Genomic DNA, 23721 nt, shown 5'->3' on the forward strand with positions numbered 1-23721 from the left:
TTAGTAATGATATGATCCCGTTAAAAAAATGGTATCAAAATAGATTCCTTTCATTGTTATTATTTTTAATATAAAAGAAAATGCAGTCGAGCTTTAGTGAGATCCAGAAAATAGTAGATCTTATTGAAACCCATTTTGACAGAGATATTACGGCTCATGAAATAGAGACGGTATCTCACTATTCTTATCGGAATTTCCAAAGAATATTTTTTAAGATTTTTAATGAAACGGTTTCCGGATTTCAAAAAAGGCTGCGACTTGAAAATGCCTATAAGAAACTGATATACACAGAAGATAAACTCTCTGAGATCGCATGGCAGGTTGGATATTTCAATATCCAGTCCTTTTCAAAAGCATTTAAAAAACAGTATTCCTTTTCCCCGGTGGAGGCGAGAAAACAAAAACAGGAAGTATTTAAAGAGTTTATCAAAAACAGCCATCCGGAGCTTACATTTGAGATTAGATTTAAAGATGCTGTTTCGGTGTATTGTAAGTTCATTAAAGCGAAAGACTATAATAATAAAGAAATCAATGCTTTGTGGAAGGAAATAGAGCCCGATAAGGAAATATTCGAAGCAGCTTACGGCATTATCCTTGATCAGCCTTTGATCACCAGCCGTTCACATTGCAGATATGGAGCCGCTGTAACTTCTGATGAGGTTCTTGAAGGATTTTTTAAAAGAGAAATCTTTGGTGGGAAATATGTCAGATTCATCCATTACGGATCGTATGAAAAAATTTTAGAAACTTACCGTTCCTTTTATCGTTTCTGGCTGGCAGACCAGTCTCTTTTATTAGATAATTCCGATGTGATAGAAGAATATTTACAATCAGAAACAGGAGAAGATATCACCTATATTTATTTTCCGCTTTATGAATAGAATGTCCTTTTAGGACAAGATTTGCTTTTCTGAAGATCTAATTTTGCCTCGGTAAATAACTCCAGGGAGATTTACTGATAGAACTTAAGAAAACAAAACAGAATGAAAAAAGTATTTCTCTTCGCCTTGTTAATTCCTTTTTACGGCAGATCTCAGATTTCAGTTCAAACCTATGCCGGAAATAAAGAATCGGAGATACTAGGTATTTATAACAGAGATTTTAAAAGTAAATGGAATTATTTCGCTTCAGGAACCATTGCTTACGATTATGAATCGAAAAAAGTAACTCCGGAAATTTATCAGAACCTTAACTATGGAATCGGAAAAAACTGGGGTATTTCTACAGGAATTCATATTTCAAATAAAGATATCATGCCTTCTGTAGGAGTGGCTTACGGAAAAGAAAATGACGTTTTTGGAATCAGTGTTTTCCCGGCAATTACTTATTCTACAAGTGCAAAAGAATTCGGAATCGGGGTATATACCTTATTAGAATATACTCCGAAAATCAATGAACAATTTAATTTTTACAGCATGCTGATCGTAGAGTCTGATTTTAATTTTAAAGAACATCAGGCAAGCAGCCAGGTGATCCGTTTAGGACTGGAGAATCAGAAAAAAATGCAATTCGGGATAGGAAGTAATATTTCCCAGACGGGAAGTAGCTTTGAGACCGATATTAATTTCGGAATATTTATAGGAAAGAAATTTTAAATTATATGAACAAATTATTCACACTCACTTTTATATTGAGTTTTATAGTAAATATGGCACAGACTGCTTATCATTTTCCCGAAGAATCTTCACGCCATGAAGGAACGTGGCTGCAATGGCCTCATCATTATCAACATGGTGTTACATACCGTAAAAGAGTGGAACAGACCTGGATTGATATGACAAAAGCCTTGCAGACAGGAGAAAAGGTACATATTATTGCATATAATACTGACGAAAAGAACAGGATTATCCGTATTCTGGAGGAAAATAAAATTCCGATGAAGAATATTGATTTCAAAGTTTATCCTACAGATGATGTCTGGATCAGGGACAATGGACCTATTTTCGTAAAAGATAATAAGGGAAATGTCTTGATTGAAGATTGGGGCTTCAACGGTTGGGGTGAGAAGTTCGATTTTGAAAATTGTGATGAAATTCCACAGCGGATAGGAGAAGACCTGGGAATGAAAGTAATTGATCTTAATGACGAAATGGTAAATGAAGGAGGTTCCGTAGAAACCGATGGGAATGGGGTTTTAATGGCTTGTAAAAGTTCCGTCATCAGTCAGAAAAAGGGTTCAACAAGAAACAAAGGAATCACGCAAAAAGAAGCAGAAGAAATGTTTGAAACCTATTACGGAGTTTCTAAAGTTATCTGGCTGGATGGTGTTACAGGCCTAGACGTTACCGACATGCACATTGATGGTTTTATGAAGTTTGTAGATCATCATACCATGATCACAATGAATGAGGATGACCTTCTTGAGCTTGGTCTTTCCGAAAAAGATGTCAATACCCTTTATTCGGCTACTAATGTTAATGGAAAAGAATATAAAAAAGTATATCTGCCGGCAACTAAAAATAAAGTGAAGACAGCTTATGGTAAACAACTGGATGAAAAAGGCTCTTATGTTAATTATTATGTTGCCAACACGGTAGTGCTGGTTCCCAATTATGGAGATCCTAATGATAAAGTTGCAAATAAGATTATTCAGGACCTGTACCCTGGCCGAAAAGTAATCGGGATTGATGTGAGAAATCTTTATGAAAATGGAGGTATGGTACATTGCGTTACCCAGCAGCAGCCAGCAGGAAATTAAATAGAAGCGGTAACTAAAAAATCATCAAAAGGGGAGAATGAATTTAACCTTGATTCTTCCCATTATGATGTTTTTCATAGAAAAATATTCATAGAATCTGGCCGTTCCTCATCTAATTTTCGTACATTAGTAAGAGGTTATATTTCAAATTCAGGTGAAAATAATCTGTTTGAAATTCCTGCGGATAAGCCGAAAACCGCTCCAAAAAGTAGGCAGGACCAAAAAAGACACCTATGGCCAATTTATTTCAAACTCTTACCAACGCGGTAAAACACTGGTATATCCCATTAATCTTCGGGATTCTGTTTCTAATCTGTGGTTTTTATGTATTCAGTGTACCGCTGGCAACATATGTAACACTTTCCATCTTTTTCAGCGTCTCATTCTTATTTTCCGGAATTACAGAGATATTCTTTTCTGTACAGAACAGTAAATCTTTGCAGGGCTGGGGCTGGTTTCTGGTAAGCGGATTACTAACTACTGCAATAGGGATCTATCTGATCGCTAATCCGCAGATTTCAATGGCTGTGCTTCCGTTTGTAGTGGGATTCACCTTATTGTTCCGTTCTTTTCAGTTATTAGGATTTGCTTTTGATCTGAAGAGTATGAAAATAAGGAGCTGGGGAAATGTAGCCCTTGCCAGTGCCGGAGGAATTATATTTTCTTTGCTATTGATATTTAACCCGATATTTACAGGGATTTCTTTAGTTACTCTTACAGGGGTTTCCTTTATTTTTATGGGAATTGCCTCTATTATGCTGGCTCTGGATTTAAGAAAAGTGAAAAAAATTCCTGGGAAAGTTAGCCAGGAGCTGCGGGATAAGATTAAATCTATTCAGGATGAAATTGATGAACTAAAAAAATAGATTAATACCATACAATAAAAAGCCTCACCAGAGGCTTTTTTTATTTTATTAAAACTTACTAAAATGATAAAAATCACCTTAAATCCACTTTGTTGTGAAGCGGTTTTGGTGTTAAAAAACGTTATTTTTGTGTAGAATTTAAACTAATACTAACTCAAATACAACGCGGGAATGAAAAAACTTTATCTCGGTGCATTTACTTTATGCACGGTTTTGGGCATTTCTGCCCAGGAAGTGGTCTGGCAAAAAGATATCAAATCCTCTACCCAGGATTTCCTTTCACAGGTCACCACAACCATCGATCAGCAGTATCTTATCACCGGAAGCGCCATACAATCAGGAAGAGGAAAGCAGGAGTCTGGAACTAAACCAAACAACGGTTACGATTTCCATTTAGTTAAACTCAACCAGCAGGGAGACCAGGCCTGGGAAAAATATTTCTCAGGATCTAACCATGATTACCTGTCAGCCACCGTTACCACTCAGGATGGGGGCTTTCTACTAGCCGGAACCTCTTACTCAGGAAAAGGATTAGATAAAAAAGAAGAATCCAAAGGCGGTTCCGATATCTGGCTGATCCGAATCAATGAATTCGGCGATGAATTATGGCAGAAAACATTAGGCACCCCTTCCGATGAAGAAGCCAGAGCTGTTATTCAAACCACAGACTTAGGGTTCTTTGTAGCCGGCAATGTACAAAACGCTTCAAAAGGCTATGGATCCAAAGATGTCTGGATCACAAGACTCGACAAAAACGGAAAAGAGCTGTCCCAATTAATTTTAGGCGGAAAAGGGTTGGATGAAGTCGAAAAGATGATTCCTACAAAAGATGGCGGAGCCTTAGTGGGAGTTTATTCCAGAAGCTCTGAGGTGAAGGCGGGAAGCGGAGAGCCGGATGCTGGAAGCAGTGCGAAGCTTGTCTCTCATTCCAAATCCAGCAGCAATTTCGGGGAAGGCGATTACTGGATCATCAAACTGGATAAAAACGGCAAAGTAGAATGGGAAAAGAACTTCGGAGGCAAAGGAGATGACCATCTAAGAACCTTGGCATTAACTTCAACCGGTTACATCATTGGAGGAGAATCCAGATCCGAAAGATCCGGCAATAAAACAGTAGGCATTGAAGAAGGCACAGACCTTTGGCTGATTTCTTTAAACGAAAGGGGAGAAGAACAGTGGCAGAAATCTTACAATTTCAAGAATCGAGACGTCCTGATGGGAATGAATGTGATCAGCGGGGAGCTGGAAGATGGAAGCCGGAGATCAAAAGGCATTCTGTTGGGAGGTTATACCCAGGCAGAAGGAAGAATAGAGAAAGATGATGAGACTTTCTGGATGCTGTATTTAGACCAAAACGGAAACGAACAGTGGAGAAAACACATCGCCGGAGAATCCAGAAAGAAAGAAGAGAGACTTTCCGATTTAAAGCTAAATAAAGACGGTTCCATCATTTTGGCAGGAACGAGTGCAGAAGAACTCGGCAAAGAAAACTGGAAGATTGTGAAGCTTGGAGACAAACAAGTAGATCAGTTGATTGAGAAATATGATATCAAGATCTACCCGAACCCGGTATCCGATTATGCATATGTAGAAATCGGCTTTGATTTCAAAGATGCAGATATTCTGCTGTATGATATGAGTGGAAGACAGATTCAGAACCTGAAAACAAAGAATAAAGTGACTAAGATCAATACCCAGTCGCTCATTCAGGGAGCTTATTTAATTACCATAAAAACTAATGATAACAAAACAGCGAATGCGAAACTGATCAAGAAGTAAACCATGAAGAAGATAGTTTTAACAATAATTCTGACACTTTTATATAGTATTGGATTTTCACAGATATTTAAAAATCCCAAAAATGTATTTCCCTACACTCCCGAAACGAGTAGTCTTTTAAAATATCAGGAAACCCCTGTTTCTAATTACACCGGGGTTCCCAATATCTCTATTCCCATATATACAGCAAAATCCGGGAGTGTGGAAGTTCCAATTACTTTGTCCTACCATGCCGGAGGAATTCTGGTTTCTGAAATGGCCAGTACTGTGGGATTAGGGTGGTCTATCAGTACTATTGCCCCTATTACCCGTAAAATTAACGGCTTAGTAGATGAAAATGGGATTATGCAGCCCAATGATAATATAGAAAGTTTCTTAAATAATAATATAGACAACCAGCAAAATTTATTAAATCAGATCAGGTACCCACAAAGTAATCAGCCGCTTTCAGATCTAATGCCGGATCAGTTTAGCTTATCGGTAGGTGACTTTTCAGGAAGCTTTTTATACAATCCAAAAAATAAAAAAATGGTGACATTTCCAATGTCCGATTTGAAAATTGATTATAATAAAAGTGGAATACAGTCTAAAATAATTGATACAATTAATGTCACTGCAACGAATGGAGTTAAATATACTTTCGGAGGTGAAGGAACCGAAACATTTTACAATTCCGCGGCACATTCGAGTTATTTTTATGGAGCCAATGCCTGGAAGATAAAAAAGATAAAAGGAGTGGATAACAATGTCATTGATTTTTCTTATTTATCTCATATTGTTATCAAAAGTATGCTTGCTCCACAGGCAAGAACAATCCCGTATACACTTTCTATAACAGCTCTTGGATGTTCACCTTCTGGCTCAGGTTCAGGTATCAATCCTGTTGAAACAGATACACAATTTGTATCCACAGAATCTCTTTTAGAAAAAATAGAAACGGCGGATGCTGTAGTCAGTTTTATTTATTCCAATAGATTAGATTTTAAAGATTTAAAGAAACTGGATAAAATAATTGTTAAAAATAAATCAGGAGTTGTCATTTCCGAAAAAAGATTCAATTACGGATATTTTGAAACGCTGGCAGAGCCTGCAGGGGTTTCAGATGCTACAGAAGACGTTACCAAAAGATTAAAATTGCTTTCTTATCAGGAGTGCGATAGAGACGGAAAATGTATAACTACTTCTTTCGATTACTATGAAGAAAATAAAATGACTCAGAGAAACTCTTACTCTACAGATCACTGGGGATATTTTAATGGTAAACTCTATAATTCCGGATATCCGAATGTACCTATCAAATATTATAAATCTATGGGGAATTCAATGGCAACTGTTGAAGGATTTACAAAAGACATTGAATCTTCTATGATCAGGATAGCCAATAAAGATGTTAATCCCGCATATACTCAAACTTTTTCCTTAAAATCTGTGACGTATCCTGAAGGTGGAAAGAACGAGTTTATCTATGAACCCAATACTGCCAGTTCTTTATTGTATAAACCCAGCGATGAACACTATTTTTTAAAGACAAAAAAAGTACTTGAAAAAGGAGATTTCTTTGTAATAAGCGGAACTGTAGACGGCTATAATATCAATTATTCTCAACCGCCCACAACAAGCAGCGGAAGTGTTACAACTTTCGTAAGAGAAATTGATCTGTCAAATTATGATAGGGATTTAAACCTGAGAATTACACGTGCTTCAACTTTCCGTGCTTCAACTTTTTCAAATTCTTTAGATAGTAATTATTTATATGCCCAGCTAAGTATTTATTATTTCGAGAATGGAGTTAAAAAATACTGGATTAATGAGGTTCCGCTAGATAATGAAACGGTATTGGAGTTTCATAAATTTAATAGCCAGAATGTTCCTACTCAAAAAGTATATGCAGAAATAAAACATACCTATTGGGGCGGTTTAAACCCTACAGGGAATATTTCCAACTATATGTATTTTTATTCCCAGGCCGGTTTTAGCTGGGAGGAAGCTGATCCTAATGCTGTAGAAGCTCCTATCATACTAGGCGGTGGGATACGTATTAAAGAAATTAAAAGATATGATAATGGTCTGTATAAATATTCCACAAAATATTCTTACACAAAGAATGGAAATGCTCAGCTTTCTAGTGGAATTTTGTTTGATATTCCAATGTATACGAAGAATAACAGAGTAGGAAGAATTACGAGTGGAAGCTGTTACGGACCAGGTGGTTATGTAGGTGTAGGGAAGACTGTGGAAGATGCCATTGAACTTTCCGTAAATCCCGTGATTACAGGAATGCGGACACAAGGGAAAACAATTGGATACACTAATGTAGAAGTAACAAAAACCGATGCCGGCAATAATATAAAAGGAAAAGAAATATTCCAATATTTTGTGGAACCTCCTTTGCAAACAGGAGATAATTTTCTAGCAACCAATGAAAGTACTTCTGCAAAATATGAATTTATGGAAAGCAGAGACTGGAGAAATGGTGAATTGATAAAATATACCGCTCTTAACAGCGCTAATGACACTGTTAAAACGGTGGATAGGAGCTTTTATACTTCAGGACCTCCCAATGCACCTGCAGATTATTTCATGCAGAGAAATGTAAAGATGATCCTTTATAATTTAATTTCACCGGTTGATTACGTTCCCGGTGCGATTACTATAAGAGATTACGGACCGCCAATGTCATTTGCAACTGATCTGTACGTTAACGGAGTTTTTCCTTCTTATATTGGGATGAATACGAACCTTAGCCCTGCTCCTTTCCCTATATTCGTTAAGCATAGTGATGCCTTTTTATTAAAACAGGAAATAACGACTGAGTATTTTAATGGTGGAAGAAAAAAGGCTAAAAAATCAGAATATTTCTATGATGAGCCCCTTTACCCAACTCAACTGACTTCAAAAAAAGAAACTTTTATAGGAGAGAATGTTGAATTGAATACTTCTTTCAAATATGCTTATAATAAAGGAAATCAAATCATGGTTAATAAAAATATGCTTGAAATTCCATTAGAAACAGAAACTAAGAAGACAGCTAATGGAACAACAAAAACATTATCCAAAACCGAAACGATTTATCCGGTTTCCTTACCAACAGCTCAGGCAGGAAACCTTATGCTTCCGGTATCCGTATTATCTTATGACCTGCAAAGTAATTCTGCATCTACGGAACTTACTTATGATAAATATGACGCTAAAGGAAACTTACTGCAATATACCACAAAAGACGGCCTTTCAACAGTTGTAATCTGGGGATATAACCAAACTCAGCCGATTGTTAAAATAGAAGGGGCAAAGTTATCAGATATTCAGCAGTCGTTAATTGATACGGTTGTGAATGCTTCTAATACGGACGCAGCAGCAGGAAATAATAATGATGAAACGAATCTGTTTACAGCATTTAAGAACTTTACAAACAATTTTCCTAATTATCAGGTTACCACTTACAGCTATGATCCGTTAGTTGGGGTAAGAAGTATCACTCCACCGTCGGGAATTCGCGAAAACTATCTTTATGATTCAGCTAACAGACTTGAAAAAATAGTTGACAATAATGGCAAGATACTGAAGGAAATGAAGTACAATTATAAAAACTAATAACGATGAAGAAAATAATAATTCCTATAAGTGTTTTACTTCTGGCAGGAAGTGTAAAGGCACAGCTTTCTAATACCGAAAACTATATTTATACAAAGACCTATCTTGATTATGATGGCGCTAATCAGGCGACTAAAATTTCAGAGACGGTTCAGTATTTTGACGGGCTTGGAAGGCCTAAACAGATAATAAATATCAAAGCTTCTCCTTTGGGAAGGGATGTGGTAACCCCTATAGAATATGATGCATTCGGAAGACAGGTTAAAGATTATCTCCCTGTTCCCCAGTCATCTACCCAGAACGGGGCCATTGTTTCCAATCCTTTAGCTAATGCAGTTCAGCCCGGAATCTATGGCTCGGAAAAGATTTATGCACAAAAGATTCTTGAAAACTCTCCATTAGACAGGATACAGCAGCAGATTCAGATAGGTAATGACTGGATGAACAAGCCTATGCAGTTCGGATATGAAGCCAACTCAGATGCAGATGCGGTGAGAAGATTTACAATAAGCACAATCTGGGAAAATGATGCTACGAAAAGTAATATTACCGCTTCCGATGTTTATCCGGCCAGCCAGCTATACAAAAATACTGTAACAGATGAGGATGGAAATAAAAGTGTAGAATTCAAAAACGGGCAAGGTCAGCTTATTTTGGTAAGGAAAATTCTTGGAACCGAAAATGCAGATACTTATTATGTTTACAATGACTATAATCAGTTGGCTCTGGTTATACCTCCATTGTTATCCAAAATTCAGAACTGGAATGCAAATGATCTGGAACATCTGGCCTATCAATACCGTTATGATGGGAGAAACCGTTTAGTAGAAAAGAAAATTCCAGGAAAAGGGTGGGAGTTGATGGTATATGACAAGCAGGATCGTGTAGTTCTTTTACAAGATGGAGCGTTAGGTACAACCAACAATAATTTTAATAAAAAAGGATGGCTTTTCACCAAATATGATAAGTTTGGAAGAATTGTGTATACGGGATTCTTTACCAATAGTGCCACTCGGAAAGTTATGCAGACTGCACTTAATAATATGGCAGCCAATCCCGGGAACAATGAAAGCAGAAGCAGTACACCATTCAATCTTAACGGAATGGATGTTTACTACACTAAGGATGCCTTTCCAACGGGAAGTATGATCATTTTGAATGTTAACTATTATGATACTTATCCACAACTGCCTTCAGGAGTGGCAATACCTTCCTATATTATCAACCCTAATCAGGTAGTTTTACAAGATGCAGTTAGTTCTGTGAGCACCAAAAGCCTGCCTGTGGCTTCCTATACCAAGAATATTGAAGATGATAACTGGACTCGTAACTACACGTGGTTTGATAACAAAGGAAGAACGATCGGAACTCACTCTATAAACCATCTTGGAGGCAGCAATCGTAGTGAGATTTTGCTTGATTTCAGCGGATTGATCAAAGAATCTCACACTTATCATAAACGTACTGCCAATGATACAGAAGTTCATATCAAAGAAACCTTTTTGTATGACCATCAGAACAGACTGCTGTCTCAAACCCATCAGGTCAATAACAAACCGGAGGAACCTATTGTCCTCAATAGCTATAATGAAATAGGACAGGTTATCAATAAAAAAATAGGAAAAGATGATGATAACAATCCCCTTCAGTCTATTAATTACACCTATAACATACGTGGCTGGCTGACTTCCATCAATGATCCCGCAAACCTTGGCCCTGACGATATCTTTGCTCTGAAGATCAAATACCAGAACCCCGAAGATATCAATTACGGAGTGGCACGCTATAATGGGAATATTTCAGAGATCGACTGGAAAACGGCTTTAGGAGACGGTATCTATCGCAGGTATGCCTATCAGTACGATGGAATGAACCGGCTAACCCAAGGGATTTATCTTACCCCGGGCCTAACATCCAATAATCAGAACCATTACTATGATGAGACGATGACCTATGATATTAACGGTAATATCAAGACTTTAAATCGTTTCAAAAATCCTCCATTTGGCCAGATTACACCTATGCAGATTGATGAACTGGTATATGAATATGACCTTGGAGGACATTCTAACCGATTGATAAAAGTTACCGATCAGAAGATGAATCTCTCCGGCTATCCGTTGGGAGGAAATCTTATCAGTTACGATGATAACGGCAACATGTCCAATCATATGGATAAAAATGTGAAGGCAATTAAATACAATTATCTTAACCTTCCTGTTACAATAAATGCAGTAGTGAGTGGTTTTACCCCTGCAATGAATGAAGGTACTCTGCATACATACAAATATAGAGCAGACGGCTCCAAATATGCTAAAAGAGTAGATAATATCAACCCTTACAGTACAGATTATTCTGAGACAGATTATCTTTATGGCTTCCAGTACGAGAGAACCTATTCCAAAATGAATACAGCTCAAAATAGCTATGATAGTGGTTATATTCTTAAATTTGTTCCTACTGCAGAAGGTTTTTATAATTTTGAAAAAGAAGAATATGTCTACAATCTTAAAGACCATTTGGGAAATGTAAGGTATAATATTGCCAGAGCAGATGGTGGCGGGCGTGTTTTAATGGAAGAAAGTAATTACTATCCTTTCGGATTGAAGCATGAAGGATATAACAATGACTCTTACCTTGCTCATTACGGAATGAAAAATACCTATAAGTACAACGGTAAAGAACTTCAGGAAACCGGAATGTATGATTATGGGGCTAGAAATTATATGCCGGATCTGGGAAGATGGGGAGCCATAGATCCATTGAGCGATAGTTATGCAGGATGGTCAATGTATAATATGGTACTGAACAACCCTGTAAGTAATATTGATCCGGATGGGATGAGAGTATTTACTGATTATAAATTATTGCAGAACGGCCAGGTGAAAAGAGTAGATGATAAAGATGGTTCAGAAAACAATAGCTCGGATACTTTATATGCAACTGATAAAAAAGGAAATGTAGATAAGAGTAAAGGAAGTGTTACGGTAAATAAAGCTAGCCCGGAATCAAGTAGTATAATTGGAGATCTGGCGGCAGGAGCAATACCCGATAACACAAGATATGGCTATCTTAGCGGAAGTGATGGGAAAAAAATGTTCCCACTGGGGGTAAACCGAGCCAGAACAACTAATGCCGCCGATGCAGGTAATGTGTTTTTATTTGCTGCAAATAATTCTAATGTTGAATGGGGATTAGCAGGTTATGAGACGGGTAAAAATATGACATATGCTATCTGGACAGGGCATAATGTGGAAAGGACGCCAACTAGTATTTTGTACCAGGGAATATCAAAGTTATCATTTGAAATCCATAGCCACCCGGGAACTACATTGATTCCTTCTCCTATAGATGGGAGCAGTAAAGGTGATTATAGCTCAGCAGGTTCCGTGAACAATGTATTTTATGAAAACGGAGCTACCTCATACCCTCGCCATTTTATGTATTCTAAACAAGGAAAACATTTATGGGAGTATAATTATACCTCTGCCGGTGATACAAAATATTATCCGGGTAGAAGAGGGGTTGATAAACCAATGCCGGTAGGAACCAGTATTAATTTAAATGCATTAAAGAAATGAGAAATATTATTTTTTTTACATTGGTGTTTCTTCTTTATTCTTGTAAAAAAGAAGTTAAAAATCCATATTTTACTTCTGATGAGATCTATAACAAAGTCTTGAAAAGTACTGATATTATTCATAAAGAAATATCAAAAACAGATGGATTATTTTATGTGTTAAACAGGTATGATACTTTGATTATTATTTCTAGTGAATATGAGAATGTAATTGATCCCACTTTTATGATTAAAAAAGAAGGAACTTTTTATACCGATTGTTGTAAAATAATAGTAACCAAGCCATTTCATCCAACTTATCAAATCATCCAACAACCTAATAAATTAAAACAGAATGATGTTTCAAAATATCTTGACTTCTATGATGGGAATGACTATCAGAAAGGAGTAATGTACAAGATAAAAGATTTGGATAATCTGGAATTAATTGCAAAAGGAGATTTAAGAAAATATTTTTATCCAATAAAAGAATATGAGCAGGTGCCACCGCCGCCGCCGAAAGAATATATGGGGAAACCATTTAAATAATCACTAGTTTTTTAATTTGAGTTATCCTAAACTCAGCTGAAAAAGAGATGATATTAAGTCCGAAGGAACAATTTGTTCCTTCGGACTTTTTTGTAAATCTTATCCACAATTCTTTGCTTGAGTATGATTTTCAAGTAGGTTATAATTTCCTAAACAAATCTTTCTATTTATTTAAAAGTTGATTTTTATTAATTTATTTAATATAAAACAAAATTTCGTTTGTTATTTTACTGGTATTCAGTTGGTTTTGAAAAATATTTTTATTATATTTCATTTCCAAACAATATTGATATGAAAAATAAATTACTTTTAGCTTTAATGCTCGGAACGGCTTTTTCTGCCAAAGCACAGTATTGTACAGTTAATATTAACTGCTCAGATTCAGATGTCATTACAAATGTTACATTTGCAGGAATCAATAATAATTCAGGCTGCAGCCCCAATGGATACGGAAGTTATATTGCTGCTGCTCCGGCACAGGTAATAGCGGGGCAGGCAAGTCCAATTTCAGTAACAGTGGGAAACGGTTGGTATGAGAGGGTCTCTGTATGGATTGATTATAACAATAACCAGACTTTTGAAGCCAGTGAATTTCTAGGAGAAATAGGGAATGGCGGAGAAGGGGTAACAGTTTCCGGCTCCATTACTGTACCCGTTACCGTACCTACCGGAAGCTACAGAATGAGAGTACTTTGTTTCGCTGCCGGACAAGACGAAGCTGCCTCTGAAGATCCGTGCATAAACGATGCCGATCAGTATGGAGAATATGAAGACTATATGGTAAGTGTCACCAATAATAATCTTGCAGTTAACGAAAGCTCCAAAACTAAAAATGTCCTGAGTGTCTACCCGAACCCTGCTACCAATACATTTGAAATTAAAACGTCAAATAAGCTTAAAAAGATTGTTCTTTTTGAAAGCGGAGGAAAACTGGTTAAAACGTTCAATACACCACAGGAAAAATATGATATCTCAGATCTGGCTCCGGGAGTATATATTCTTAAAATTGAAGGAGATGATTCCCAGACTGTAAAAATTGTGAAAAAATAATAAAATTGAAAAACCGGTTTTTCAATTTAAAAATAAAACTCCGGCAATTCATGAAAATGAATTGCCGGAGTTTTATGTAATGTTTTTATTCTCTATAGCTGCAGAATTGAGTTGACATTATTTCCGTTCCATATATAGATCAGATTGAAAGGATCTGCCAGATAATAAACATCATCTACAAGAAACTTATATTCATGCCTGCCTTTTGGAATTTCAACCTCTCCATACCAGTAGCCATCCTTCTTTTCAAGAGAGATCGGATTTTTTAACCATTCCGTAAAACTGCCGATGAGTTTCACATTCTGGGCACCTGTCCATGTATTGATTTTAAAAATAACTTTTCCCGGACTCGTTACCGAATATAAATTAGCCAGATAATTATCAGGATCTCTTTTTAACACAGCATTCAGGTATCTGGAAGTTTGTACAGAATTTCCTTTGTATTGATAGGCAATGGCAAGCCAGCTATTGATCAGTATATTCCTATGATCTTTATTTTTAAGATTCTCAATAAATGCAATGGCATCATCCTTTTTTTGAGCCCTTATAAGGTCCGTTCCGAAAAGAATAGCATCATTATTCCTGAAATTATAAATATCAGGTGAATTCTTTCGCAATGAATTGTAAAGATTGATTGTTGAAGCAATGCCTTCACGCTGATAACAAGAATTCAAGACAGTTCTTATATTCGTTGGAAAATATTCAGTAAGATCCGAAGAATGTTTCCCTTTACTTAATTCTTTAACTAAATTAATTTTGAAAGGAGTTGTATAATCACCTTTCATATAAAGAACCATTTCCTGTTTTTTAAGGTTAATGGACATCGAATAATTAGTAAGTACATCACCAGGCGCTCTTTGTGCAGCTTCTTCCAGAATATGAGTAATATTTTTCTCATTGAAAGAAGAATATTGAGATAACAGATTCATAGAAGTTTCCCTTCTCCAGCAGGCTTCCTGATGTCCGTTTGCAATACAGTAATTAGTAAGCGAAAAATTTTGGGTGGTTTTGGTAACCACATAATTTCCATGGATGGTGGCATAATCTCCGGAAGAATCGGCAATAAAGAGCTGCGCTCCTGAAAGCTTTGTAAGATTGTATGGAGCAATAAACTGCAAGGCCTCCTTTACGGTTTTACATTTTTTCAAAATATCATTCACTACTTCCTCTTCTCTATTGAGTTTTGACGATACATTAATTACGGGGATATCATCAATTGCAGTATAATCCAGAAAAAGTCCATATTCATTCATCCCTCCTTGAGGATATTTCCACATAACGTCATTGTATCCTTCATGTTTTTCAGACCATAGCATGTAACCCCATGATTTTTCTTCCCGGGGAATATACCAGAACCTGTATTTCATATCAGAACTTTCATCCTCATTATTACCAACCCATACATTTTTGCCATCATTGGCCAGGAAAATAGTACATGCATTGACAGGAATGATAGAATTTAGTATAAAAAATAAACTTATTATCCTTGTTTTCATGGTGTTAAAGATAAGTTTTTTGAGAGAAGGCTGATTGTTTTCTTTTAATTTGTTAAAAATACAGCTTATGATAAGAAAGCAAAAGTTATTTGTTCATCTTTTCACTTAAAAATCTCAAGGATGATACGGGTTTGAATAATCATATAAAAAACAAAAACCATCCTTAAAAAAAGGATGGTTTGTAGACCCACAGGGATTCGAACCCCAGATGACTGAACCAAAATCAGTAGTGTTACCGCTACACCATGGGTCTCTGTTTGTTTTAGTGGTGCAAATTTACAGCTTTTTTCTTTACTTACAAGAACTTTTTAAATTTTTTTTTAAATTTACTGTAGATTTTATTTACGGAAAACATGCTGATAGACTTCAATAATCTCAATATTAATCAATTATCCTTCCATACGGAATTTGAAAGAAAAATAGAAAATTTTCTCAAAGAATGGTTTTCTGAAAAAACAGGAGTCAATGTTCAGACTTCAGGTTCTACAGGAGTACCTAAAATTTTTGAGATCGAAAAAAATAAAATGATCAATTCCGCAGTAATGACCTGCAATTTTTTGGGATTAAAAGAAGGTGATACCGCATTATTGTGTCTTCCCGTAGAATATATTTCAGGCAAAATGATGATGGTGCGATCCATTAAAAGAAAACTGAAATTAATGATTACGGAACCTTCTTTAAAACCCGTTGAGAACTTAGACCGGGAAATAGATTTTTGTGCAATGACCCCGCTTCAGGTAGAAAACTCACTAGACAAGCTTTATTTGATTAAAAATCTGATTATTGGCGGTGCAGCAGTTTCGGAAAGTTTGAAAAATAAGATTCTTAAGATGAATCTTAATGCCTCAAATCATATCTTTGAAACTTACGGAATGTCGGAAACGCTTTCCCATATTGCCCTCAAACAACTGATGCCCGAACCGGAAGATTTTTTTACGGTTTTTGAAAATGTAACTATTTCTCTGGACGAACGAGGCTGCCTGAAGATCTTTGCCCCTGATGTGAATGCTGAAACACTGCAAACGAATGATTTAGTTGAAATTAAAAATGATAAGCAATTTAGATTCCTGGGAAGAATAGATAATGTAATCAATTCCGGCGGAGCAAAAATTTTTCCTGAAGAATTAGAAGCATTAGTCAAAAAAGAGATTCCGAACGAAGCTATATTTATAGGCCTTGAAGACGAACGTTTGGGACAAAAACTGATATTGGTTATAGAAGGAAATGAATCAGAAGAACTCTTGAATAAAATATCGGAAATATCATTTGAAAAAAATTATCATAAACCGAAAGAAATTATTTTCATTCATGAAATTCCGAGAACACCCAACGGAAAAGTAAACAGAATGGCACTGCATACGTTAATTAAAGAAAATTCCCAGACATAAGCAGGATTTTGAATTTTAAAAATAAACAATGAAAAATTTTTCAAAAGAGCTCAGCTTTAAAACCTCCAGAAGCAGTGGTGCAGGCGGACAGAACGTCAATAAAGTGGAAACATCCGTTACCGTACTTTGGAAAGTGGATGCTTCAGAATTTTTCAATGATGATGAAAAAATAATGATTCAGAATAAGTTGAAGAACAGAATCAATATAGATGGCTTTTTATTCCTTACCGTTTCTGAAAGCAGAACTCAGCTGATGAATAAGAATAAGGCCATTGAAAAAATAATGGAATTTGTAAATAAAGCTCTTATTGTTCCTAAAAAAAGAACGGCAACCAAGCCATCCAGAGCTCAGAAACAAAAAAGACTGGACAGTAAGAAAAAACTTTCCGACAAAAAAGAGAACAGACGTTTTAAATTTTAAGACTTTCTTTCGAAGAAAATCTTATTTTTGCCGGAAACTTTAAAACCATGATAAAAAAACTAATGCTATTAGGAGCTATTTCGAGTTCTTTAATTTCTTTTGCTCAGGAGAAAGTAACCATAATGCCTGCCGTAGGTTATTCCTGGAGAGTCGCCGAAACAGCTCCCGGTCTTTCAAGAGAAGAGAAAGAATACATCAAAGGATTAAAAAGCGGAGTTCATTTTGAAATTGCAGCTTATTACAATGTGAAAAATATCGGAATCGGAGCTAAATTTTCCAATTACAGTGCATCAAGCAGCGGTACATTAAGAGGGTATGATATGAACGGACAGACTGTTTTCGTTCCCGTAAGTACAAAAGATAATATTACATTCTTCGGACCATCTGTGATGTTCTCTAATTATACGAACGCTACAAGACACAAGCTTGTTGCCGATGTAGCAATGGGAGTCATTTCTTACTCTACCAAAACAGGAGCTGTAAAAGGTACCGGTTCCAATTTTGGAATGGAAGTAGGGGTAGGGTATCAATATGCTGTGTCCAAGAATTTTATGATTGGTCCTAAATTTGGCGTAACAGCGGGAACTTTAACTAAAATGAAGATTAACGGTCAAACATTTGATCTGGGACAGGATCAGAAAGAAGGGCTTACAAGAGTTTCTTTAAGTGCAGCCGCTACATTCCGTTTTTAAGTACTATCTTTGTAAGAAGTAAACATCTCACATAATGACAGCAACAATCTTTTTATCGGCAGAACGCAGACAATCAGGATTGTTGCTGTCATTACTTTATCTGCATACAGATTCTTTTCTGAAAAGTTCTAAGGACTTTATCAATTAAGCCCTGTCAGGATCCAAGACAGGGAATTCATTCCGGATTTTTACATATTTCTTTTGCGGTTTTCCTATGGAAAGGGTTTTATATACCCGGATTCTACATTGGATCATCAGAGAAAACTGCATCTTAATTTTTTAAAATTTTAAAAATGTCCGATTATATTATCGTAACCACAGGAATTTATGATGCCATAAAAGATACAATCAGAAGAAAAAGAGTAAGCATCGAAGAAGAGAAAAGGCTTACCGGAGAACTTAGAAAAGCAAAACAGGTGCTGAGAAGAGATCTGCCTTCTGATATTGTAACCGTTGACAGAAAAGTGACTTTAAAGGATCATACAAGAGGATTTGAACATGAATATATTTTTGTGCCTTCTACCAAAGAAAAGCTTAAAAAGAACAAACATTCCATCCTTTCAGATATAGCTCTTGCAGTAGTAGGATACAAAGTAGGAGATATTATCAGTTGGCCTTTCAGAGATGGAGAGAGAAAAATTGAGATCCTGAAAGTGGAAGCCTGGGAAGGATAAATTTTCATGAATATTATTAAAGTAAAGCGTAGCTCAGTTTGGGCTGCGCTCTCTTTTTTCATTGTTTTACGATATAAGTATTATTTATTGTTGCAAAACGCAAAGGCGTAAAGAGTTTCCATACATTGTTGATATTTTAAGGTACAAGAAGACCAAAGATCTTCAGCAATAACCTATATAAATTCTATGTTCCCTTCTCGCAAATTTAACAAATGATAAAAAACAACTCCTGTATGAGACTTTCTCCAAGTGGGTGGGCTGCATTCCGTTTTTAAATTTTATCTTTGCAAAAATTAAAAAAATGAGCAAACCGATAACTGAATTCATAGAAAAGTATTACCTGCACTTTAACGCAGCTGCATTGGTGGATGCTTCTAAAGGATATGTTGCCCACCTTAAAGATGGCGGAAAAATGATGATCACTTTGGCAGGAGCTATGTCTACTGCTGAATTGGGTAAGATTCTTGCAGAAATGATCCGTCAGGGAAAAGTAGATTTTATTTCTTGTACAGGAGCTAACCTTGAAGAAGATTTGATGAATCTTGTGGCTCACTCTCACTATGAAAGAGTTCCTCATTACAGAGATTTGACTGCTCAGGATGAGTGGGATCTTTTGGAAAGAGGCTTAAACAGAGTTACAGATACATGTATCCCTGAAGAAGAAGCTTTCAGAAGATTACAAAAACATATCGTGGAGATCTGGAAAGATGCTGAAGCTAAAGGAGAAAGATATTTCCCACACGAATTCATGTACAAAATGATCCTTTCAGGAGTATTGGAGCAGTATTATGAAATTCCTAGAGAAAATTCTTGGATGATTGCTGCTGCTGAAGCAAATTTACCAATCGTAGTTCCAGGATGGGAAGATTCTACAATGGGTAACATCTTTGCTTCTTACTGCATCAAAGGAGAGCTTAAAGCAACAACAATGAAATCCGGAATTGAGTATATGACTTACCTTGCTGACTGGTATACTAAAAACTCAGGTGGAAAAGGTGTTGGGTTCTTCCAGATTGGTGGAGGTATCGCAGGAGATTTCCCTATCTGTGTAGTACCAATGTTGTATCAGGATATGGAAATGCATGACATTCCTTTCTGGTCTTATTTCTGCCAGATTTCTGACTCTACAACATCTTACGGTTCATATTCAGGAGCAGTTCCGAATGAGAAAATCACTTGGGGTAAACTGGATATCACTACACCGAAGTTTATCGTTGAAAGTGATGCAACCATCTGTGCACCACTAATGTTCTCTTACATCCTTGAGAATTCTTAAGAATCAATATCTCAAACGAGATTAAAAAATAATGGCGTTTCAATTTATTTTGGAGCGCTTTTTTGTTTTAAACTTTTGATGTTTTATGGGTGTCAATCAAAATCTCTTGCAGATCACACAGATTTTCCACAAACATCTGCGTAATCAGCAAAATCAGCGAGAGAATATCTTATCTAAAGTCCTGCGGCATACAGTTTTATCGGAGATAAAATCTTTGCATTTTAAAGTTTATCAGAAAACCTTGCGCCTTTGTGATTTTCAAAAAATTTCCAAACAGCTATATTAATCTGGCTGAAAATAAAATTGTAAAAAAATCAATCCAAAGAATTCACCAGCACAAAATAACGATATGCCAGAATTCCCTTTTCAATCTTGGTCAAACGGTTGGGATCTTTCTTACTCAGCTTCGGAAGGATCTTCTTATTCACTGCATTCAGCAGCCGGAAAAATGATTTTTTCATATCTTTATCTTTTAATGAAACATCATTGAACGTAAGAGAATTCAAAAATGATGCAAAAAAACAGTCAATAAGAATAATTAATCAACATGGACGAAATTTTCAAACAACAGATCTACGAAGTGGCAAGGCTTATTCCTAAAGGAAGAGTGTCTACTTATGGTGCTATTGCAAAAGCGGTTGGTTATCCAAATCATTCCCGACATGTAGGAAAAGCGATGGGAGGCTGCCCTGAAGATGTTCCGGCTCATCGTGTCATTTCAAGTTCAGGAACATTATCCGTCCCGGAGTTTCAAAAAAGGCTGGAAGCAGAGGGTATTGTTGTGGAAAACCTTAGAATAAAAAATTTTAAAAAACTATTTTGGGATCCGCTGGCTGAATTATAGATGTTAATTTATTGTAATACAAAAATTGATCAGCAGCATTAAAACTTTTTGCCTTCTAAAATAAAGACTCCGGATCATTCATTCTTTACGTCGAAAAAGATTAGCATGAATGATCATCTGTTTCATAAAAAGTGTCACTACATAACTTACTATGAGTGACACCAATATTTTTAAGTTTAAAAAAGATTATTTCTTTAGTCTTGAAGGGGCTTGAGAGTTTTTTAATTCCTCTTTAAGTCTTTCATTTTCTTCCTTCAATAAAGCAATATACCCTTGCAGGCTCTCTATGATAGATCCCGGAAGGTTATTAAACTGATGAAAGCTTCCGCTTCCCGAAGAACTGTCATTAAATACCGGATGGTCATAATTAACAATTATTTTAGCTTCTTCTTCTTCATAAATCTCTTCGATCGGAACCTCTAAAAAACGGGCAATCTTTTCCCATTCATCAGGAATAATCCTTACATCACCGCTTTCTTTTCTGCTGTAATTAGATACATCCGTTGCGATAAAGTCGGCTACCTGCTGCTGAGTATAACCTTTTTGCTTTCTGATGAGACGTAATTTTTCTTTTTGCATATCCGACATTTTATACAAAAATGGCAAAAAAGCATAATCTATACAATAGGAAAAAGAAAAAATATAGGACAAAACAATGAAAGTAATTAGAAATACAGAAAAGCTTTATATTATGAATCTAATTTACATTAATTGATAATGATTTTTAGACTGTCTTTAAGGTATGAGAAAGCTCAAAATGTTCAACAAAATATAAAACATATTATTAGATTAATATTCTCGCAGACCAAACAGATGGTGCAGATACTAGTGAAGATCTGCATCATCTGTAAAATCAGCGTGAGATAAAATAAAATCTTTGCGTGTTCCAACCTCAAAAAAAAGACTGCTTCAAAATGAAACAGTCTCTGGTATATTATTTTTCAAGTTGCTTATAGCTTCTCTGTATAAAATCTGTCAGGTCTTTTCCTTTCAGTAAATTTTGTGAAAGCTTAGCCAGGTCTAAAGCATATTTGATCAGGTTTTCCTTTTCTTCTGCATTTTCAGTTTTCAGGATCTGACCGGAAAGTTCACTGTTGGAGTTTACCACAAGATTGTACATTTCCGGGAAACCTCCCATTCCGAACATTCCGCCTCCTCCGGTTGCCTGCATTTCCTTCATTCTTCGCATAAACTCCGGTTGAGTAATCGTGAACGGAGCATCAGTACTGTCAAGATCTTCAAGCTGTACCGTAAATTTTGAATCCTGAATAGCTTCTTCTACATTCTTTTTCAACGATTCTTTCTCCGTTTCATTTAACTTTGAAATAACGGGCTCGTCTTTTTTGATCAGATTATTGACATGATCAGCATCCACTCTTGCAAAAGAGATATTTTCTTTTGAAGTTTCCAGCTTTTGGATCACATGTGAGATAATAGGAGAATCTAATAAAAGAACTTCATATCCTTTATCCCTTGCAGACTGGATGTAGCTGTGCTGCTCATCAGCATTGGTAGCATATAAAATAACCAGCTTATTGTCTTTGTCCGTTTGTGCAGGTTTTATTTTTTCCACCAACTCATCCCAAAGGAAATATTTGCCGTCTGTGGTAGGATACAATGTAAATTTGTCAGCCTTTTCAGCAAATTTTTCTTCCGTAACAATCCCGTACTCGATAACTACTTTGATGTCATTCCACTTTTGTTCATAGTCTTCGCGGTTTTCGTTGATCAGGGATGCCATTTTATCTGCAACCTTTTTTGTGATGTAAGATGAAATTTTCTTTACAGCCCCATCTGCCTGAAGATAAGAACGAGACACGTTCAGCGGGATGTCCGGAGAATCAATTACCCCTCTCAGAAGCATCAGGAAGTCCGGAACGATACCTTTTACCTCATCCGTTACGAATACCTGGTTTTGATAAAGCTGAATTTTATCCTTATCAATATTTAAATTGTTGCTAAGTTTTGGAAAAAACAGAATTCCGGTAAGATTGAAGGGATAGTCAACATTCAGATGGATGTTGAATAAAGGTTCTTCAAACTGCATAGGATACAATTCATGATAGAACTTCATATAATCTTCATTGGTCAGCTCACTTGGAGCGATAGTCCATGCCGGAACCGGATTGTTGATGATATTATCTACTTCTTCAGTTTCTGCAACCGCATCTTCAGGAGCATCTTCCGGTAATGGAAGCGTATGTGTTTTTGTTCCGAATTTAATAGGAACAGGCATGAATTTGTTATATTTTAATAACAATTCACGAATCTTTCCTTCTTCCAGAAACTCTACTGAATCTTCGGCAATGTGAAGGATGATTTCCGTCCCTCTATCCGTTTTGTCAGTGGTTTCTTCAAGGGTGAATTCCGGGCTTCCGTCACAAATCCAACGTACAGCAGGTTCATCTTTATAAGATTTTGTAAGAATTTCTACCTTTTCAGCTACCATAAATGCAGAATAGAATCCAAGACCGAAATGTCCTATAATTCCTGAATCTTTTGCCGAATCTTTATATTTTTCCAGAAACTCTTCGGCTCCTGAGAAGGCAACCTGGTTGATATATTTTTCAACTTCTTCACCGGTCATACCAATACCTTGGTCAATGATACGTAAAGTTTTCTGGTCTTTATCAATTTTAACTTCAAGTTTCGGATTTCCATATTCTACTTTTGCTTCTCCGATACTTGTTAAATGCTTTAATTTAAGAGTAGCATCCGTAGCATTGGAAATCAGCTCTCTTAAGAATATTTCGTGGTCACTGTAAAGAAACTTTTTAATAAGCGGGAAAATATTTTCCACAGATACATTAATATTTCCTTTAGTCATCATATTTTATA

General features: G+C 36.1%; 19 protein-coding genes and 1 tRNA gene. 15 read left to right on the top strand and 5 right to left on the bottom strand.

Annotated features, from left to right (window positions below; all coding sequences use genetic code 11):
• Nucleotides 1–80 precede the first annotated feature (80 nt).
• The 9 genes from F3J23_RS01065 to F3J23_RS01105 all read left to right on the top strand — a co-directional run bounded on the left by F3J23_RS01065 (nucleotide 81) and on the right by F3J23_RS01105 (nucleotide 14092).
• A complete protein-coding gene (locus F3J23_RS01065) occupies nucleotides 81–881 on the top strand; it encodes a GyrI-like domain-containing protein (protein ID WP_167022783.1) in 801 nt (266 codons plus the stop codon).
• 102 nt (nucleotides 882–983) lie between these two features.
• The gene (locus F3J23_RS01070) at nucleotides 984–1595 is read left to right on the top strand and encodes a hypothetical protein (protein WP_167022786.1); all 612 of its coding nucleotides are present in this window, start codon (nucleotides 984–986) and stop codon (nucleotides 1593–1595) included.
• Between the two features lie 5 nt (nucleotides 1596–1600).
• Nucleotides 1601–2698: an agmatine/peptidylarginine deiminase gene (locus F3J23_RS01075; protein WP_167022789.1), complete on the top strand. Its 1098-nt coding sequence runs from the start codon at nucleotides 1601–1603 to the stop codon at nucleotides 2696–2698.
• A gap of 233 nt (nucleotides 2699–2931) precedes the next feature.
• Nucleotides 2932–3564, top strand: a complete 633-nt coding sequence (locus F3J23_RS01080; protein ID WP_167022792.1) for an HdeD family acid-resistance protein — start codon at nucleotides 2932–2934, stop codon at nucleotides 3562–3564.
• A gap of 171 nt (nucleotides 3565–3735) precedes the next feature.
• Complete coding sequence (locus F3J23_RS01085; protein ID WP_167022795.1) at nucleotides 3736–5343, top strand: T9SS type A sorting domain-containing protein; 1608 nt, start codon at nucleotides 3736–3738, stop codon at nucleotides 5341–5343.
• 3 nt (nucleotides 5344–5346) lie between these two features.
• Nucleotides 5347–8934: a hypothetical protein gene (locus F3J23_RS01090; protein WP_167022797.1), complete on the top strand. Its 3588-nt coding sequence runs from the start codon at nucleotides 5347–5349 to the stop codon at nucleotides 8932–8934.
• Between the two features lie 5 nt (nucleotides 8935–8939).
• The gene (locus tag F3J23_RS01095) at nucleotides 8940–12515 is read left to right on the top strand and encodes a DUF6443 domain-containing protein (RefSeq protein WP_167022800.1); all 3576 of its coding nucleotides are present in this window, start codon (nucleotides 8940–8942) and stop codon (nucleotides 12513–12515) included.
• Nucleotides 12512–13042, top strand: coding sequence for a hypothetical protein (locus F3J23_RS01100; protein WP_167022803.1), 531 nt, complete (start codon nucleotides 12512–12514; stop codon nucleotides 13040–13042). The genes F3J23_RS01095 and F3J23_RS01100 overlap by 4 nt, the downstream gene beginning before the upstream one ends.
• Nucleotides 13043–13333: 291 nt before the next feature.
• Nucleotides 13334–14092: a GEVED domain-containing protein gene (locus tag F3J23_RS01105; RefSeq protein WP_167022806.1), complete on the top strand. Its 759-nt coding sequence runs from the start codon at nucleotides 13334–13336 to the stop codon at nucleotides 14090–14092.
• Nucleotides 14093–14184: 92 nt separating this feature from the next.
• Here the strand turns inward: F3J23_RS01105 and F3J23_RS01110 are convergent, their stop codons facing one another.
• Nucleotides 14185–15588 carry a hypothetical protein gene (locus F3J23_RS01110; protein WP_167022809.1) on the bottom strand — a complete coding sequence of 468 codons (1404 nt, stop codon included), beginning with the start codon at nucleotides 15586–15588 and terminating at the stop codon, nucleotides 14185–14187.
• Nucleotides 15589–15770: 182 nt separating this feature from the next.
• Nucleotides 15771–15841: transfer RNA gene (locus F3J23_RS01115), tRNA-Gln, on the bottom strand.
• 100 nt (nucleotides 15842–15941) lie between these two features.
• Between F3J23_RS01115 and F3J23_RS01120 the strand changes: the two genes are divergently transcribed.
• The 5 genes from F3J23_RS01120 to F3J23_RS01140 all read left to right on the top strand — a co-directional run bounded on the left by F3J23_RS01120 (nucleotide 15942) and on the right by F3J23_RS01140 (nucleotide 20039).
• Nucleotides 15942–16976 carry an AMP-binding protein gene (locus F3J23_RS01120; protein ID WP_167022812.1) on the top strand — a complete coding sequence of 345 codons (1035 nt, stop codon included), beginning with the start codon at nucleotides 15942–15944 and terminating at the stop codon, nucleotides 16974–16976.
• A gap of 28 nt (nucleotides 16977–17004) precedes the next feature.
• Complete coding sequence (gene arfB, locus F3J23_RS01125; RefSeq protein WP_167022815.1) at nucleotides 17005–17397, top strand: alternative ribosome rescue aminoacyl-tRNA hydrolase ArfB; 393 nt, start codon at nucleotides 17005–17007, stop codon at nucleotides 17395–17397.
• Nucleotides 17398–17444: 47 nt separating this feature from the next.
• Nucleotides 17445–18089: a porin family protein gene (locus F3J23_RS01130; protein ID WP_167022818.1), complete on the top strand. Its 645-nt coding sequence runs from the start codon at nucleotides 17445–17447 to the stop codon at nucleotides 18087–18089.
• 293 nt (nucleotides 18090–18382) lie between these two features.
• Complete coding sequence (locus F3J23_RS01135) at nucleotides 18383–18763, top strand: GreA/GreB family elongation factor (RefSeq protein ID WP_167022821.1); 381 nt, start codon at nucleotides 18383–18385, stop codon at nucleotides 18761–18763.
• Nucleotides 18764–19064: 301 nt separating this feature from the next.
• Entirely contained in the window at nucleotides 19065–20039 is a 975-nt protein-coding gene (locus F3J23_RS01140) for a deoxyhypusine synthase family protein (protein WP_040997240.1), read from the top strand.
• 314 nt (nucleotides 20040–20353) lie between these two features.
• Here the strand turns inward: F3J23_RS01140 and F3J23_RS01145 are convergent, their stop codons facing one another.
• A complete protein-coding gene (locus F3J23_RS01145) occupies nucleotides 20354–20500 on the bottom strand; it encodes a hypothetical protein (protein ID WP_167022824.1) in 147 nt (48 codons plus the stop codon).
• Nucleotides 20501–20586: 86 nt separating this feature from the next.
• On the opposite strand from F3J23_RS01145, the gene F3J23_RS01150 reads away from it, so the two are divergent.
• A complete protein-coding gene (locus F3J23_RS01150) occupies nucleotides 20587–20883 on the top strand; it encodes an MGMT family protein (protein ID WP_167022827.1) in 297 nt (98 codons plus the stop codon).
• Between the two features lie 186 nt (nucleotides 20884–21069).
• On the opposite strand, the gene F3J23_RS01155 is transcribed toward F3J23_RS01150, so the two are convergent.
• Nucleotides 21070–21462: a helix-turn-helix domain-containing protein gene (locus F3J23_RS01155; RefSeq protein ID WP_167022830.1), complete on the bottom strand. Its 393-nt coding sequence runs from the start codon at nucleotides 21460–21462 to the stop codon at nucleotides 21070–21072.
• Between the two features lie 355 nt (nucleotides 21463–21817).
• Complete coding sequence (gene htpG / locus F3J23_RS01160; protein ID WP_167024545.1) at nucleotides 21818–23710, bottom strand: molecular chaperone HtpG; 1893 nt, start codon at nucleotides 23708–23710, stop codon at nucleotides 21818–21820.
• Between the last annotated feature and the right edge of the window lie 11 nt (nucleotides 23711–23721).

Source organism: Chryseobacterium sp. Tr-659 (assembly GCF_011752975.1).
Lineage (GTDB): Bacteria > Bacteroidota > Bacteroidia > Flavobacteriales > Weeksellaceae > Chryseobacterium.